The organism is Gordonia sp. NPDC003429 (genome assembly GCF_053588575.1).
On sequence record NZ_JBSFQF010000001.1, the window covers coordinates 464,072 to 479,250 of the forward strand.

At 67.3% G+C, this 15,179-nt stretch carries 15 protein-coding genes and 1 pseudogene; 8 read left to right on the top strand and 8 right to left on the bottom strand.

The features are described from left to right. Nucleotides 1-703, top strand: a pseudogene (locus ACWDSI_RS02165) (hypothetical protein); the annotation flags it as partial. Between the two features lie 104 nt (nt 704-807). Continuing rightward, on the top strand, nt 808-2,076 hold the full coding sequence (locus ACWDSI_RS02170; RefSeq protein WP_449755523.1) for an LGFP repeat-containing protein: 1,269 nt from the start codon (nt 808-810) through the stop codon (nt 2,074-2,076). Nucleotides 2,077-2,164: 88 nt separating this feature from the next. Here ACWDSI_RS02170 and greA read toward each other — a convergent pair whose 3' ends face one another. From greA to ACWDSI_RS02185, 3 genes are all read right to left on the bottom strand, one after another. Beyond that, entirely contained in the window at nt 2,165-2,659 is a 495-nt protein-coding gene (gene greA, locus ACWDSI_RS02175; RefSeq protein WP_449746221.1) for a transcription elongation factor GreA, read from the bottom strand. Nucleotides 2,660-2,796: 137 nt separating this feature from the next. Then, nucleotides 2,797-3,546, bottom strand: a complete 750-nt coding sequence (locus ACWDSI_RS02180) for a queuosine precursor transporter (RefSeq protein WP_449746220.1) — start codon at nt 3,544-3,546, stop codon at nt 2,797-2,799. After that, a complete protein-coding gene (locus ACWDSI_RS02185; RefSeq protein ID WP_449746219.1) occupies nt 3,543-4,016 on the bottom strand; it encodes a DUF4307 domain-containing protein in 474 nt (157 codons plus the stop codon). The genes ACWDSI_RS02180 and ACWDSI_RS02185 overlap by 4 nt, the downstream gene beginning before the upstream one ends. Before the next feature lie 88 nt (nt 4,017-4,104). Here ACWDSI_RS02185 and mca point away from each other — a divergent pair, with 88 nt between their 5' ends. From mca to ACWDSI_RS02200, 3 genes are read left to right on the top strand one after another with little or no spacing between them, the layout of a single operon-like run. Continuing rightward, nucleotides 4,105-4,992 carry a mycothiol conjugate amidase Mca gene (gene mca, locus ACWDSI_RS02190; protein ID WP_449746244.1) on the top strand — a complete coding sequence of 296 codons (888 nt, stop codon included), beginning with the start codon at nt 4,105-4,107 and terminating at the stop codon, nt 4,990-4,992. Next, a complete protein-coding gene (locus ACWDSI_RS02195) occupies nt 4,989-5,312 on the top strand; it encodes a hypothetical protein (protein ID WP_449746218.1) in 324 nt (107 codons plus the stop codon). The genes mca and ACWDSI_RS02195 overlap by 4 nt, the downstream gene beginning before the upstream one ends. 22 nt (nt 5,313-5,334) lie before the next feature. Then, nucleotides 5,335-7,338, top strand: a complete 2,004-nt coding sequence (locus tag ACWDSI_RS02200) for a thioredoxin domain-containing protein (protein WP_449755524.1) — start codon at nt 5,335-5,337, stop codon at nt 7,336-7,338. A 70-nt stretch (nt 7,339-7,408) separates the two neighbouring features. Here the strand turns inward: ACWDSI_RS02200 and ACWDSI_RS02205 are convergent, their stop codons facing one another. Next, entirely contained in the window at nt 7,409-8,029 is a 621-nt protein-coding gene (locus ACWDSI_RS02205; RefSeq protein ID WP_449746216.1) for a histidine phosphatase family protein, read from the bottom strand. A 107-nt stretch (nt 8,030-8,136) separates the two neighbouring features. Beyond that, entirely contained in the window at nt 8,137-10,224 is a 2,088-nt protein-coding gene (gene rocD, locus ACWDSI_RS02210; protein ID WP_449755525.1) for an ornithine--oxo-acid transaminase, read from the bottom strand. 97 nt (nt 10,225-10,321) lie between these two features. Here rocD and ACWDSI_RS02215 point away from each other — a divergent pair, with 97 nt between their 5' ends. Next, nucleotides 10,322-10,768 carry an Lrp/AsnC family transcriptional regulator gene (locus ACWDSI_RS02215; protein WP_449746214.1) on the top strand — a complete coding sequence of 149 codons (447 nt, stop codon included), beginning with the start codon at nt 10,322-10,324 and terminating at the stop codon, nt 10,766-10,768. A 278-nt stretch (nt 10,769-11,046) separates the two neighbouring features. Next, nucleotides 11,047-12,117, top strand: coding sequence for a 3-deoxy-7-phosphoheptulonate synthase (locus tag ACWDSI_RS02220; protein ID WP_449755526.1), 1,071 nt, complete (start codon nt 11,047-11,049; stop codon nt 12,115-12,117). A gap of 131 nt (nt 12,118-12,248) precedes the next feature. On the opposite strand, the gene ACWDSI_RS02225 is transcribed toward ACWDSI_RS02220, so the two are convergent. Then, nucleotides 12,249-12,839 (bottom strand): hypothetical protein, encoded by a 591-nt coding sequence (locus ACWDSI_RS02225; RefSeq protein ID WP_449755527.1) that lies wholly within the window; start codon nt 12,837-12,839, stop codon nt 12,249-12,251. Between the two features lie 26 nt (nt 12,840-12,865). Between ACWDSI_RS02225 and ACWDSI_RS02230 the strand changes: the two genes are divergently transcribed. Next, nucleotides 12,866-13,069, top strand: coding sequence for a hypothetical protein (locus ACWDSI_RS02230; protein WP_449755528.1), 204 nt, complete (start codon nt 12,866-12,868; stop codon nt 13,067-13,069). Here the strand turns inward: ACWDSI_RS02230 and ACWDSI_RS02235 are convergent. Together ACWDSI_RS02235 and ACWDSI_RS02240 are read right to left on the bottom strand one after the other, a co-directional pair. Beyond that, nucleotides 13,066-13,434: an alpha/beta fold hydrolase gene (locus ACWDSI_RS02235; RefSeq protein ID WP_449755529.1), complete on the bottom strand. Its 369-nt coding sequence runs from the start codon at nt 13,432-13,434 to the stop codon at nt 13,066-13,068. The genes ACWDSI_RS02230 and ACWDSI_RS02235 overlap by 4 nt on opposite strands. 60 nt (nt 13,435-13,494) lie before the next feature. Then, nucleotides 13,495-15,117: an alkaline phosphatase D family protein gene (locus ACWDSI_RS02240; protein WP_449755530.1), complete on the bottom strand. Its 1,623-nt coding sequence runs from the start codon at nt 15,115-15,117 to the stop codon at nt 13,495-13,497. Between the last annotated feature and the right edge of the window lie 62 nt (nt 15,118-15,179).

The window sequence follows — 15,179 nt, forward strand, 5'->3', positions numbered from 1 at the left end:
TGTGATCGAGAAGGTGATTGAGAAGCCGGTTGATCACACCGTGCAGCGGGTGGTGGAGAAGCCCAATGTGATCGAGAAGGTGATCGAGAAGCCGGTCGATCACACCGTCGACAAGATCGTGGAACGGCCCAAGATCGCCGAGCGCGTCGTGGACAAGCCGGTCAATCGCGAGCTCGAGAAGATCGTCGAACGACCCGTCATCGTGGAGAAGACCATCAACAAAGAGGTGAAGTTCTTCCAGGAGCGGGTGGTGGAGCGGCCGGTCGAGGTTCCGGTCGAGAAGATCGTGGAAAGGCCCGTCTACCGCGAGGTCGAGAAGATCGTGGAGAAGCCGGTCGAGAAGATCGTCGAGGTGGTGGTCGAAAAGCCGGTCTATGTGCGGAAATTCGTGGAGAAGCCGGTCGAGAAGATCATCGAGGAACACCAGGCCACCAAGACCGTCACACGTGGACTTGCGGGTGAGGTCACGGCGACCACGGCCACCTTTGTCGAGACCGGAGACGTGAAGGAGGCGCGGTGGATCGAGCGTGCCACCGGGCAGCATCCCGACGACGACATCGTCGGTGACGGCTCTGTGGAACTCCGGAAACGGTCGGAAGAGATTCCCGTTCGCCCGGCCGCGCCGGTCGACAACTCGCGAACCGATCGCCCCGACGACCCCAAGGGGCCGCGGTGGAACATCCCCCGTCACCTGCGGAAGTGAAACCAGAAACCCCAAAGGAGGAGGTTCCGGTGCGTACCTCGTCATCGCCATTGATGCGACGCCCAGATTTACGACGATTCACGACCGTAATGACCCTTGCGCTCGTGGGAGCCGGCTTGACGATCTGTTCGGTTCCCGTGGCCCGAGCGGATCCCGCGCAGTCCGCGGCGGCAACCGCGATCACCGCGCACTACAAAGAGCTGGGCGGCAACAGGGCGCCGCTCGGTGAACCCGCCGGCCCGGCGACCGCGATCGCCGGGGGTGCCTATCAGGTATTCGACGGAGGAGAGATCTACTTCTCCGATGAAACCGGAGCCCGCGTGATGTACGGGGTGATCCTCGCGAAGTACAAGGCCCTGGGCGGGCCCGCTGCGCTCGGATTCCCGACCGACGACGAGAGCGACACCCCGCCGGCGGGCAAGATCACCGACCTGTCGACAAAAGGGGGTGCATCGATCGTGTGGAGTCCGCAGACGGGCGCGCATCTGATCACGGGAAAGGTGCGGCAGGCATGGAACGCGAGCGGCGCGGGCCGAGGACCGTTCGGGTTCCCGGTCACCGACACCGCTCTGAAGGACGAGACCGCCATGTCCACGTTCGCGGGTCCTCGAGGCACCGAGATCAGCTGGAATCAGACAACCGGACTGCGGACCGAGCCGGCCGCGTTGGCGTCGACGATCCCCGGATTCGCGGGATCGGCGCCGGGCGCCACGGGTGTGTCCGCACCGAGCGTCGCGGCACCGGGTGTCAGTGCCGGTGACGCGGGTGGTTCGTCGTCGAGGTGGTGGCTGTGGGGATTGCTGCTCGCAGCACTCGCCGCGTTGTGCGCCCTGGCGGCCTGGCTTCTGCGCCGCCGACCGAAGGCGAAGGGGCACGGTCCGACGCGACCCGAGCCGATATCGCGGGGAGCAGTTCCCGCGTCACCACGGGCCGCAACACCGCCGGCGCCGGCGCCCCGATCCGCGCCCGCAGGCGTGGGAGGGACATCGGCTTCGGTGACGCGACCCGTCGCGACGTCACCACGCGCGACACCACCGGCACCGACCAGGCCCGCTCCGGTCCCTGCTGCGCCTGTCAAGCCCGTGCCGGCGCAACCCGCCCCGGTCAAGCCGGTTCCGATCAAGGCGGCCGAGGTCAAGCAGGCCGAGGTCAAGAAGCCTGAGGTCAAGAAGGCCGAGGTCAAGGCCCCGGTCAAACCTGTCCCAGCGGTGCCCCCGACCGAGATCGAGGTATTCGCGCACGATCTGCCGAAGACCCCGTTGGAGGTGCGCTACGACGACGTCGTGACGACCGGTCCGATCGAGATCACGTATCTCAACAACGCGGTCGGCGACCACGAGGTGAGCCGGGAGGACAAGTCCGACGTGCTCTGAGTCCCGATCACCCCGGCACGAAAACCAGTGATGCCCGGTTCCACAACACGGAACCGGGCATCACTGCGTCAGGTCTCAGGGCGTGGCGTCAGCCGTGGTACGGCTCGGCCTTGACCAGCGTCACCTTGATCACCGAGCCACTGGGGACGGTGTACTCGCGGGTGTCGCCGACCTTGGCGTCGATCAGGGCCGAACCCAGCGGCGAGCTGGGCGAATAGTTCTCCAGGTTGCCGCCCTGGGCTCCCTCTTCGCGCGTGGCGATCAGGAAGGTCTCCTCATCGCTCTTGTCGCCGTCGTAGTACACGGTGACCACCGAACCGGGCAGTGCGACGCCCGACTGCGTCGGCGCCTCGCCCACCTTGGCGTTGTTCAGCAGTTCCTGCAGCTGGCGGATACGCGCTTCCTGCTGGCCCTGCTCTTCGCGGGCCGCGTGATAGCCGCCGTTCTCCTTGAGGTCGCCCTCTTCGCGTCGCTCGTTGATCTCGGCAGCAATGACCGGACGGTTGGCGATGAGGGAGTCGAGCTCGCTCTTGAGGCGGTCGTGCGACTCCTGGGTCAGCCAGGTCACCTGGGTGTCGGTCATCGGTCACTCCTTTGTGTTGTCCGCGCCTCGGGCGAAGGTCTTCACCTGGGCATATGGACTGCTCTAAATGCAGCAACACGACCCCTTCCGGAGCCGTGTATTCGATCACGATACCAAAGGTTGCGGGCAGAAGCACGTCATTTGACGTCTTCGCGCAATTCTTCAAGCGCTTCTTGGTAGCTGGGCTCGGCCATTTTCAGCCGCGCCACCACCAGATAGGTGATCGGCATGACGACGATCTCCACCAGCGTCTTCCAGATGAAGCCGACGGCCGTGTAGTTGATGAAGTCGCCCCAGGTGGAGATCCCCAGGGCCGACGCCGCGATGGAACAGAACACGAGGGTGTCGGCGAATTCGCCGACCACCGTCGACCCGAGAAGCCGTGCCCACAATTGCCGCTCACCTGCGCGTTCCTTCATCTTGACGAGGACGAAGGAGTTGAGGAATTCGCCCGCGAGGTACCCGGCGAGACCCGCGAGAAGGAACTGTGGAACCACGCCCGCGACCCGCTCGAACGCCTGCTGGCCGTCGTAGAACGGCGCCGCCGGCAGATGGATGGTGAGCCAGAAGCACAGCGACGCGAGCACCAGCACGGCGAATCCGGCGAGGATCACCCGTCGCATCGCGCGAAAGCCGTACACCTCGCTGATCACGTCGCCGAGAACGTAGGCCAGCGGGAACAGGAAGAACGCGCCGTCGGTCACCAGGCCGTGCAGACGAATCGGTCCGACGTCGAGGTGCAGCCATGAATCGAACAGCAGCACGCCCTTGGTGCCGGTGATGTTGCTGATCAGCATGACGCCGACGAACAGCGCCACCAGCAGCGGGAAGTAGGGACTGCCCGCGGAGGCGAATGCGGCTCGCTGCCGGGTGTCGCGGGTGGTCACGAGTCCGGCACGGTCAGATAGGCCGGCACGTTGGTGGTGCAGCCGAACACCTCGCCGATGACCGGCGGCTCCGAGGTGCGCACCACCGTGCGCAGTCCCTCCTGCTGTTGTCCCGGCGGAACGAGCACCTCGCGGCGTCCGGTCTCCGACCCGTCCTTGGACCGCGCACGGACCACGCAGGCCACCGGCCGGGTGGGATCGCTGCGGTTGACGGTGTAGATCACGGCCACCGACGAGGAGTCGAGGATGTCGTATCCGGTGGCCTGCCCGCTGACGTCGGGATCGGCGAATTTCGTGTAGCCGATCGCGGCCAGCGCGATCCCGATCACCACCACGGCCACCGACAGACCGATGAACCAATAGCGCCGACTGCGCGCCGACTGTGCGACGGGGTAGGTGGCGCGGGGACCGCTCTGCGGGCGATCCTGCAGGTCGGAGCCCTCCGACCTGCCCCCGTCTGAACTGTTCACGCGTCAATACCTACCATGTGAGGAGTACGCATCCGAAGGTGAGGAACCCGTGACGCAATCCCGTCCGACCGGCGACGGCTTTCGACTGATGGCCGTGCACGCCCACCCCGACGACGAGTCGAGCAAGGGTGCGGCAACGTCGGCCAAGTATGCGGCGGAGGGCGACGAGGTGCTGATCGTCACGCTCACCGGTGGTGAACGCGGCGACATCCTCAATCCGGCCATGGACCGTCCGGGCATCAAGGAGCGGATGAGCGAGGTCCGCCAGGAAGAGATGGCCAAGGCCGCCGCGGCGCTCGGCGTCGAACAGGTGTGGCTCGGCTTCGTCGACTCCGGGTTGCCCGAGGGCGACCCGCTCCCGCCGTTGCCGGAGGGCTCGTTCGCGACGCTTCCGCTCGAAGTGCCCACCGAGAAACTCGTCCGCCTCGTCCGTGAGTTCCGGCCGCACGTGATGATCACCTACGACGAGCACGGCGGCTACCCCCACCCCGACCACATCATGTGTCACAAGGTGTCGGTGGCAGCGTTCGAGGCGGCCGCCGACCCCGACGCCTATCCGGGTACCGGAGAACCCTGGACCGTGTCGAAGCTGTATTACACGCACGGGTTCATCCGCGACCGGATGGTGCTGTTCTCCGAGGAGTTCGCACGTCACGGGCAGGAGAGCCCCTTCGCCGAGTGGCTCAGCAAGTGGGACCCGAGCCGCGGCGACCTGATGGGGCGCGTCACCACCCAGATCGAATGCGGCGACTACTTCCCGCAGCGCGACGACGCGCTGCGCGCGCACGCCACCCAGATCGACCCCAACGGGGTGTTCTTCGCCGTGCCGCTGGAATGGCAGCAGCGGCTGTGGCCCACCGAGGAGTTCGAATTGGCGCAGACCCGCGTCACCACCTCGATTCCGGAGAACGACCTGTTCGCCGGTGTGGCCAAGGACTCCGAACTGCTCGACGTGCGTGAGGAGGCGTCCTCGTGAGCCCCACGACGATCGCGGTGCTGGCCGCGCAGCAGCCGCAAGGACCCGAATTCGGCAAGGCCTCCCCGATCGGCCTGCTGGTGATCATCGTGCTGCTGATCGGCACCGGCCTGCTCATCTGGTCGATGAACAAGCAGCTACGCAAACTGCCCAAGTCGTTCGACTCCGAACATCCCGAGCCCGATCAGGCCTTCGACGAGGGGACCGACAACGCCGGTGCCGGACTGACCCCCGACACCGCCGCCGGCGCAACCACCGACGACTCGCCGGGCACCTCGGTCCCCGGCGCCACCGACGACCGCAAGTCCGCGGACACCTGACCCCCGCGGGACGCGAGCCGGGATGCGCAACGAACTGGGCGGCTCGTCGAGTCCCTACCTGCGCCAGCACGCCGGCAATCCGGTGGCCTGGCAGGAGTGGGGTGATGCGGCGCTTGCCGCGGCGGTGACCCGCGACGTGCCGATCCTGCTGTCGGTCGGCTACGCGGCATGTCACTGGTGTCACGTGATGGCACACGAATCGTTCGACGACCCGGTCACCGCCGAGGTGATGAATCGCGACTTCGTGTGCATCAAGGTGGACCGGGAAGAGCGCCCGGACATCGACGCCGTCTACATGAACGCCACCGTCGCCATGACCGGGCAGGGCGGCTGGCCGATGACCTGTTTCCTCACTCCGTCGGGCGAACCGTTCTACTGCGGCACCTACTATCCGGACACGCCCCGCGGTGGGATGCCGTCGTTCCGGCAGATCCTCGCCGCGATCACCGAGGCGTGGACGCAGCGCCGCGCCGAGATCGACTCGCTCGGCGGGCAGGTGCGCGACGCGCTGGCGTCGGCCTCGTCGGCGTTACCGGCGGGCACGATTCCGGTGGACGAGCGGCTACTCGGCCATGCGGTCACGACGGTGCTCGGTGACGAGGACGTCGTCGCCGGGGGTTTCGGCGGTGCGCCCAAGTTTCCGCCGTCGGCCCTGATCGAAGGATTGTTGCGCCACCACGAACGCACCGGAGACGTCGCGCCGCTCGAGGCGGCGGCCCGCACCGCGGACGCCATGGCCCGCGGGGGCATCTACGACCAGCTCGCCGGTGGCTTCGCCCGATACGCCGTCGACAACGACTGGGTGATACCGCATTTCGAGAAGATGCTCTACGACAACGCACAGTTGTTGCGGTGCTACGCACACCTCGCACGCATCCTCGACACTGTTCCGGCGCAACGCGTCGCCGGCGAGATCGTCGACTTTCTGCGCACCGACCTGCGGGTTGTCGGCGGCTTCGCATCGGCGCTCGACGCCGACGCCGCCGGTGTGGAGGGCTCCACCTACGTGTGGACCCCCGACGAACTGCGCGAGATTCTGGGCGAGGACGACGGACGTTGGGCCGCTGAGCTTTTCACCGTGACGGCGACCGGCACGTTCGAGCACGGACGGTCAACGCTGCAGTTGCGCGCCGACCCCGACGACGCCGCCCGCTATGCCGATGTGCGACGCCGACTGCTCGCCGCGCGTGCCGAACGGCCGCAACCGGCCCGCGACGACAAGGTGGTCACCGGGTGGAACGCGATGGCGGTGACGGCGCTGGCCGAGGCGGGATCGGTGCTGGGCAGGCCGGAGTGGGTGGATCTGGCGGTCGAGGTGCTCGACGAGGCGTGGGGTCACCATGTGGTCGACGGACGTCTGCGTCGCTCGTCGCTCGGCGGTGTGGTGGGGGATCCGCTGGCGGCCCTTGACGATCACGCCGCGCTCGTCACCGCGATGCTCGTCGTTCATCAGGCCACCGGTGACAAGCGTTGGTGCGAAAGGGCATACGAGCTGCTGGACACGACGGTCGAGGTGTTCGCCGACCCCGCCGAGCCGGGCACCTGGTTCGACGCGGCCGAGGGCACGCTCATCGCGCGGCCGCGTGATCCGGCCGACGGCGCCACCCCGTCGGGCGCCTCCCTGCTCGCCGAGGCGCTGTTGATCGCCTCGACACTTGCCCCGTTCGGCCGGGCAACCCGATACGCCGAGCTGCTCGACGCGACCTTGGCGCGCGCCGCGATCCTGCTGGCCAAGGCGCCCCGCGCGGCGGGTCACTGGCTGGCGGTGGCGCAGGCGCGCGTGGCCGGTCCGCTGCAGGTGGCGGTCGCCACCGGCACGTGGTCGGATGGGGAACTCGCCGCGCGGGCACGCCGACTCGCGCCGGGCGGCGCGACTGTTGTTGCCGGAAGCCGTGATTCGGTGCCGTTACTCGACGGTCGCGGACCGGTCGACGGCGCGGACGCCGCGTATGTGTGCCGGGGCACAGTGTGCTCGTTGCCGGTCACGTCGGAGGCCGCACTGGCAGACCTGTTGCGGCAGCCGTAAATCCGGCCGAACACCCACTGTGCCGTAGTTTCGTGTCACCTGGTGACATCGAACTACGGCAGAAGGGTTTTCACAGCGCTCCGGTCGACGGATGCGCGCCCTCGGGTCCGCGGAGCTCGACGAGACGGCGATCGCCGCCGGTGTCGCTGAGGAGTGCACTACCGGCGGGACGCAGGTCGATGTTGGCGCCCTGGGCGATCGGCCACCCGAGGAATCGGCAGATGAACGAGCGCGAGAAGTGTCCGTGCGACACCACCACCACGTCGGAGACTTCGAAACGTTCCTCGACGTGATCGACGGCGGTGTCCACCCGGCGGGTCATGTCGGCCACCGACTCGCCGCCGGGAGCACCCGACGTCCAGATCGCCCAGTTCGGGTCGTGCTCGGCGTGGATCTGCGCGCGGGTCAGTCCCTCGTAGTCGCCGTAGTCCCACTCGGCGAACAGGTCGTTGGTCTCGTCGATGTGGAGACCGGCGAGTTCCGCGGTGCGCTGGGCGCGTCGCCGCGGTGACACCATCACGTACGGGTCGAGAAGTCCCAGCCGTCCGGTGACGCCCTGGAGGGCGGCGGCGTCCTGGGCGCCCTTGTCGGTGAGATCGATGTCGGTGCGTCCGGTGTGCCGGTCGGTCAGCGACCATTCGGTCTGACCATGCCGGATGAGCAGCACGTGACGCGCGATGCGGGTGGACATTTCTCCAGGCTAGTCCCGGCGGAACGTCGGCACGTACAACGACGCCGGGCCGCGGTGGGCGGCCCGGCGTCGCGCTGACCGGTTCGGTTGTCAGGGGTCGGCAGTATTCAGGCGCTGATGGCCTCGGCGAACTGCTCGATCATCCAGTCGATCTCCTGGTGGGTGATCACGATCGGCGGGGCGAAACGGATCGTCGAACCGTGGGTGTCCTTGGCCAGCACACCGAGTTCGGCGAGGCGCAGGCAGATCTCTTTGCCCGTGCCCAGGTCGGGGTCGATGTCGACACCGGCCCACAGGCCCTTACCGCGCACCGCGATCACGCCGCGGCCGACGAACTCGCGCAACCGGGCGTGCAGGTGCTCACCGAGATCCTCGGCCCGCGACTGCCACGTGCCCTCGGCCAGCATGCGTACCACGGTGTGGCCGACGGCCGCGGCCAGCGGGTTGCCGCCGAAGGTCGAACCGTGCTGTCCGGGGTGCAGCACGCCCAGGATGTTGCGGTTGGCCACCACCGCCGACACCGGCAGCACACCGCCGCCGAGCGCCTTGCCCAGGGTGTAGATGTCGGGCACCACATCCCAGTGCTGGCACGCGAAGGTCTTGCCGGTGCGGCCGAGTCCGGACTGGATCTCGTCGGCGATCATCAACACGTTGTTCTCGGTGCAGAGGCGACGCACCTCGGGCAGGTAGTCGTCCGGCGGCACGATGATGCCCGCCTCGCCCTGGATGGGTTCGACCAGCACGGCCACGGTGTTCTCGTCGATGGCCTCGGCCAGCGCCGCGGAGTCGGCGTAGGGCACGCGCTCGAATCCGGGGGTGAAGGGACCGAAGCCGCCGCGTGCGTCGTCGTCGTCGCTGAAGCTGATGATGCTGATCGTGCGGCCGTGGAAGTTGCTGCCCGCGACGATGATCTTGGCCATGCCGTCGGGTACACCCTTGACGTCGTAGCCCCACTTGCGGGCGACCTTGAGCGCGGACTCCACCGCCTCGGCGCCGGTGTTCATCGGCAGCACCATGTCCTTGCCGCACAGGGTGGCCAGCGCCGCGCAGAACGGTTCGAGCTGATCGGACACGAAGGCGCGGCTGGTGAGGGTGACCCGCCCGAGCTGTTCCACAGCGGCCGAGGTGATCTCGGGATTGCGGTGGCCGAAGTTCACGGCGGAGTACGCGCCGAGTGCATCGAGGTATCGGCGGCCTTCCACGTCGGTGATCCAGGCCCCCTCGGCGGTGGCCGCGGTCACCGGCAGAGGCGAATAGTTGTGCGCCACATGGGGCTCGGTGACTGTGTGCATTCCTGCCCCTTTCTGATTCGTCGGTGAATCTGTTGAAACCGTTGGGTGTGAAGCGGGCGTGGGAAGTCTCAGTTCCAGTGTGCAGCACTTGACCCCGCCGCCGCCCTTGAGGAGTTCGGACAGGTCGACGGTGATCGGCTGATACCCGGCCAGCCGCAGCTGTGCCTCGAGGTGCGGTGCCGCGTCGGTCATCACGACGTGGCGGCCGTCGGAGACGAAGTTGAGTCCGAGAACCGCGGCGTCGGAGTCATCGGCGATGATCGCGTGCGGGAACAACTCTTCGAGCAGGGCCCGCGAGGCGTCGGAGAATGCCGCCGGGTAGTAGGCGATGTTCTCGTCGTCGAGCACGCCGAGCGCGGTGTCGAGGTGGTAGTAGCGGGGGTCGACGAGGTCGAGCGTGATCACCGGGAGTCCGGTGATGGCTCCGACCTCGGCGTGGGTGTCGGGGTGGGTGCGGAATCCGGTGCCGGCCAGGATGCGTCGGCCGACCACCAGGAAGTCGCCCTCGCCCTCCTGCACGCCCGACGTGCGGTGTACCTCGCCCACGCCTGCGGTGTGGAACCAGTCGGCGTAGTGGTCGCCTTCGGGTGCGCGTTCGGGAAACGCGAAGCTGGCGGCGACGGCCTTGCCGTCGATCACCAGGCCACCGTTGGCGGCGTAGACCATGTCGGGCAGACCGGGCTGCGGATCGACCAGGTGGACGGCGTGTCCCAGGGATTCGTACACCTGGCGCAGGCCGTGCCACTGGGCGAGGGCCTTGCCGGCGTCGACCGGGACGGACGGATCCATCCACGGATTGATGGCATAACTGACGGTGAAATGCGCGGGGGCGGTCATGGCGTAGGTACGGGCGCGTGGCGACCGTTCGAAGGGCGCAACAAAAGAAGGGCTCGTCATCGTCATAAATCGAGGGTATCGTGCCTGATCGGCGCAATCAATCGACGTAGATTGCGCATTTGATTTACAAATCACCGGAAGCTGATCAGAGGAGATTGATACGTTGCGTCAGATCGACGATCTGGATGAAAAGGTGCTCGCGTGCCTCACCCGCGACGCCCGGGCCACGTACGCGCAGATCGGCGACGAGGTGGGACTCTCCGCGCCGGCAGTCAAACGACGCGTCGACCGATTGCTCGACGACGGCATCATCCGCGGCTTCACCACGGTGATCGATCCGATCGCGATGCAGTGGACCACCGAGGCCTACGTGCAGGTGTTCTGCCGCGGCAACATCTCACCCGACGAACTCGCCGCCGCATGGGAACCCATCCACGAGGTGGTGAGCGCGGCCACCATCACCGGACAGGCCGATGCGATCCTGCGGGTGATGGCCCGCGACGTACACCACCTCGAGCAGGCGCTCGAGCGCATCCGGCAGGCCGGTCCGGTGGACCGCAGCGAATCGATCATCGTGCTCAGCCATCTCATCGACCGGGGCCATCCGTGAGCGCCGATGGGTGAGCGCCGATTGTGAGCTCTTTGTCGTGATCGACGCCGCGGTGCTAGCCTTGTGCTCGTGATCAGAGTGCGCGCCTATTGGCGGTTCTTTATCGAGGCTCCGGGTGAGCCTGCGATGAAGCGCTGATCAGCGTCGCACAACACAAACCCGGAGCCCCGAGCAGTGACCATCAGGTCGCTGCTCTTCTCATGTCAGGGGTCTCCGGCCACGACCAGCGGGTGCGCCTGACAGACGGACAAGGGCACACAACCGCGAAAGGCATCACCGTGACCACCCTCCCGGACCTGAGGAATGAGAGCACATCCGACCGACGGGTCAGATCGTTCCGCTCCATCCCGTCCCCGGACACCATCCGCACCGAGTTGCCGCTGACGGCGCGTCGCGCGCTGGCCGTGCAGGCCGACCGCGACGAGATCGCCGACATCCTCGCCGGTCGCGACGACCGCCTGCTCGTGGTGGTGGGACCGTGCTCGGTGCACGATCCGATCGCCGCACTCGACTACGCCCGGCGCCTCGCGCCCCTGGCCGTCGACTACGCCGACCGGCTCAAGATCGTGATGCGGGTCTACTTCGAGAAGCCACGCACCACGGTCGGATGGAAGGGTCTCATCAACGACCCCGGCATGGACGGCAGCTTCGACGTCGAGCGCGGACTGCGCACCGCGCGGTCGCTGCTGCTCGACATCATCGACCTCGGGCTGCCCGTCGGTTGCGAGTTCCTCGAACCCACCAGCCCGCAGTACATCGCCGACGCGGTCGCGTGGGGCGCGATCGGTGCCCGCACCACCGAGTCGCAGGTACACCGACAGCTCGCGTCGGGTCTGTCGATGCCCATCGGATTCAAGAACGGCACCGACGGCAATGTGCAGGTCGCCATCGATGGCGTCAAAGCCGCAGCGGCACAACACGTCTTCTTCGGAGTCGACGACTTCGGTCACGGCGCGCTGGTCGAGTCCGCCGGCAACGACGACTGCCACATCATCCTGCGCGGCGGCACGTCGGGACCCAACTTCGACGACGCCTCGGTGACCGCGGCCGTGGCCGCACTCGAGAAGGCCGGGCTTCCCGCGCGGGTGATGATCGACTGCAGTCACGCCAACTCTGGCAAGGACCACATCCGTCAGGCCGAGGTGGCCACCGAGATCGCGGAAACCGTGCGGGCCACCCGCGCTGCGGGCAAGGCGCCGACGATCAGCGGTGTGATGCTGGAGAGCTTCCTCGAGGCCGGGGCGCAGTCGCCCGACGCCTCGCCGCTGGTGTACGGCAAGTCGGTGACCGACAAGTGCATGGCGTGGGACGTGAGTGCGATCGTGCTGGCGGCGCTGGCACGTAGCTGAGACGCACCTTGCTGGGGCGCACCCAGCTGGGCGGGCGCTTCGGCTGGCCGGGCCCCTTCTGCTGAGAGCAGAAGCGTCGGTCGTCAACGTTGAGTGGTGCCTACGATCGGCACATGAGTGCTCTCGGTGGATCAGACCCGGACGTGCAGACCGAACCCCTGTGGCGTGAGGTCATCGGCAAGCTGATTCAGGTCATCGGTGTACGCCATCTGCCCGGTCTGAACCTGGTTCAGAATCGCGCCCATATCCGACAGCGACGTACCCGCAATCGCAGCGGTATCCGCCGTCATCGTCAGATACTTGGTGAGATCCTGACCCGGCTTCACACCCGCAGCCATTGCCGACGCCGAAATTGTCGCCGCATCACCCAGCCCGTACGCGGTGCCCTTCACCGCGGCCAGAGCCGAATCCATCACCTTCGCGGTCGTCTGCGTCGACGCACCCAGCGCCGACAGTTTGCCCCGCGCCTGGTCGATCGCATCGAGACGCTTAAACCCGGCTACGAGAGCGGTGCCGATCGCAGCGGTACCAGCAGCCGCCGCCGCAGCAGCACCCGTCTTGAGCGCGGTACCCAACGCCGACGACATCGCGCCACCCATACGCTGACCGGCGCGCGACGCCTCACGATCAGCTTGGCCCAGCGCCGCACGAACACCAGGAGCAATACGGCTTGTCTCCGGAACGATGCTCACGTACGCGGTGGCTAGTTCGGTCACCGACACCTCCAGATGGGGCTACAATCTCGCGCATGGCACGGAACATCACCGACGAGATGATTGACGCTGAATTGGCACGTCAGGAGCGCATGTCTCGTGACGGCGTAGTTGAAGTCGAGGGAACAGTGAACGCGAACCTGTCGTTCAGTCAGTTGATGCTTGCGGTACTCGCCGCGAACCTCGCAACCGCCGTACTCGTCGGCCTCGCAGTGTGGTTGATAGTCGCGCTCGGCTAAGCCGTCAGTTCCGCGCGGATCTCGTCTGCCACCTTGCGGGCACGGTCGATCGCGTTCTGGGAAGCGAACAACTGGTACGACCAGGCGACCACCTCGGCGTGCGACGCCGGAAGGAAATTGAAATCCTCTGCTGCCGTGGACAGGCCGAAACCCGGCAGGTCGATCGCGACGCAACGGAAGTCGTTGCGCAGGGCGGTGATCACGTCGCGGTAGACGAACGACCACGTCGGGTTGCCGTGCACCATCAGCAAGGTGGGCCCCGAACCCTCGTCGAGGTAGTGAATGTGATGCCCCGCCACGTCGATCCACGCACCGGTGAACGGGTACAGCTCCGGATCGACCCAGTCGGGAACATGGTCAGTCATCAGCAGTCACCTATCGGCAGTCACCCGTCAGCAGTCACCCGGCGGCAAAGACCCATCGGTTCAGACTACGTCGACGCCGGGTCGCCCGGCGGGAATGGTGACGGTGGCGCGACGCTGCAGCGTACCCGTGGGTGACGCGACGGAGCGAGCAACGCGGTACTCCGCTTCCCACGTGTTGTGGGTCAACCGGTTGAGCACGTAGCCGCGTTGTGCGTTGCCGAAATGCACGTGCGGGCATGCGGCCTTGAGTTGCTGGTCGCTGGGATCGCTGTCGGCGCCGTCGCCTCCCGAGGTGATCGACGTACCGGCCAATTCGACGCCGACGGTGGGTGACGGCCGCGAGTAGGTGGCCCGCAGGTCGCTGACCACACTGCGATGGATGTCGCCGACGATGGACACGAGGTTGTTCACCCCGCGGGCGCGGGCGCCGTCGAGGATGCGTGCGCGTGAGGCCTCGTATCCGCTCCAGCCGTCCATGCTGACCGCGCGCACGCCGTTGTGCTCACGTGCGATGTCGGCGATGGTGGTCTGGTGCGCGAGCACGTTCCACCGGCTGCGGCCGGCGGCCAGGCCGTCGAGCAACCACCGTTCTTGTGCAGCACCGGTGATGGTGCGTCGCGGGTCGGCGGTGCGGTCGTTCTGGGCGGTGTCGTTGTCGCCGTTGACCTGGTCGCTGCGATACGTGCGCGTGTCGAGGACGCTGAACTGCGCGAGGTCGCCGAACGAGAATCGACGGTAGGCGCGGATGTCGAGGCCGTGTGGTCGCTGGGCGGTGCGTACCGGAGTGTTCTCCCACCACGCGCGGATCGCCTGGGATCGCCGCGCGAGGAACGCCGGGATGGGTTGGTCGTCCTCGGGGATGTCGGCGGCCCAGTTGTTGTCCTCCTCGTGGTCGTCGAAGGTCGTGATGAACGGGCTGGTGCCGTGTGCGCGTTGCAGATCCGGGTCCAGTTTGTAGAGCGCGTAGCGGTCGCGGTAGTCGTCGATGGTCATGCACTCGCGCTGCGCCGATGCGGGCATCGCCGTGGTGCGCCGCCGTCCGCCGTCCACCGGGATGGGCTTCTCGTAGATGTAGTCGCCGAGGTGGAACACCACGTCGGGTGCGCGGTGGGCCATGTCGGCGAAGGCCAGGTAGTGCCCATCGGCCCATGACTGACAGGATGCGAAGGCGAAAGTCATTGCGGCCGGACTGCTCCCGATGGCCGGAGCGGTGCGGGTGCGGCCCACCGGGGAGATCTCGCCGTTGGCCCGGAACCGGAAGAAGTAGTCCGCGGCGGGACGGAGTCCACGGACGTCGACGTGGATGCTGTGGCCGTTGTCGGGTGTGGCGAGGGCGGTGCCCCGCGCGACCACTCCGCGCAGCGACGGGTGGGACGCGATCTCCCATTCGACGGGGACGCTCGCCTGTCCCATCCCGCCCCCGCGCGCGAGCGGGTCGGCGGCGAGGCGCGTCCACAGCACCACCGAGTCGGGCAGCGGATCTCCCGAGGCCACACCGAGTGTGAACAGGTTGTGGCCGCGTCGGGGCGGGGGTGCCGAGGCGGCGTCGGTGGTGAAGATCGACGGGATGGTCGCCAGGCCGGCGGCCACGCCCGTCCAGGTGAGGAATCGTCTGCGGGTGAGGCCACCGCGCAGCGTCTTGTCGGGGTCGACCCGAAGCGTGCGGATCGAGGGTCCAGGCATGAGCACAGACGACCAGGGTGCGGTGTCGTGGCGGCGACACCACAGCGACACCCGAATGAGGG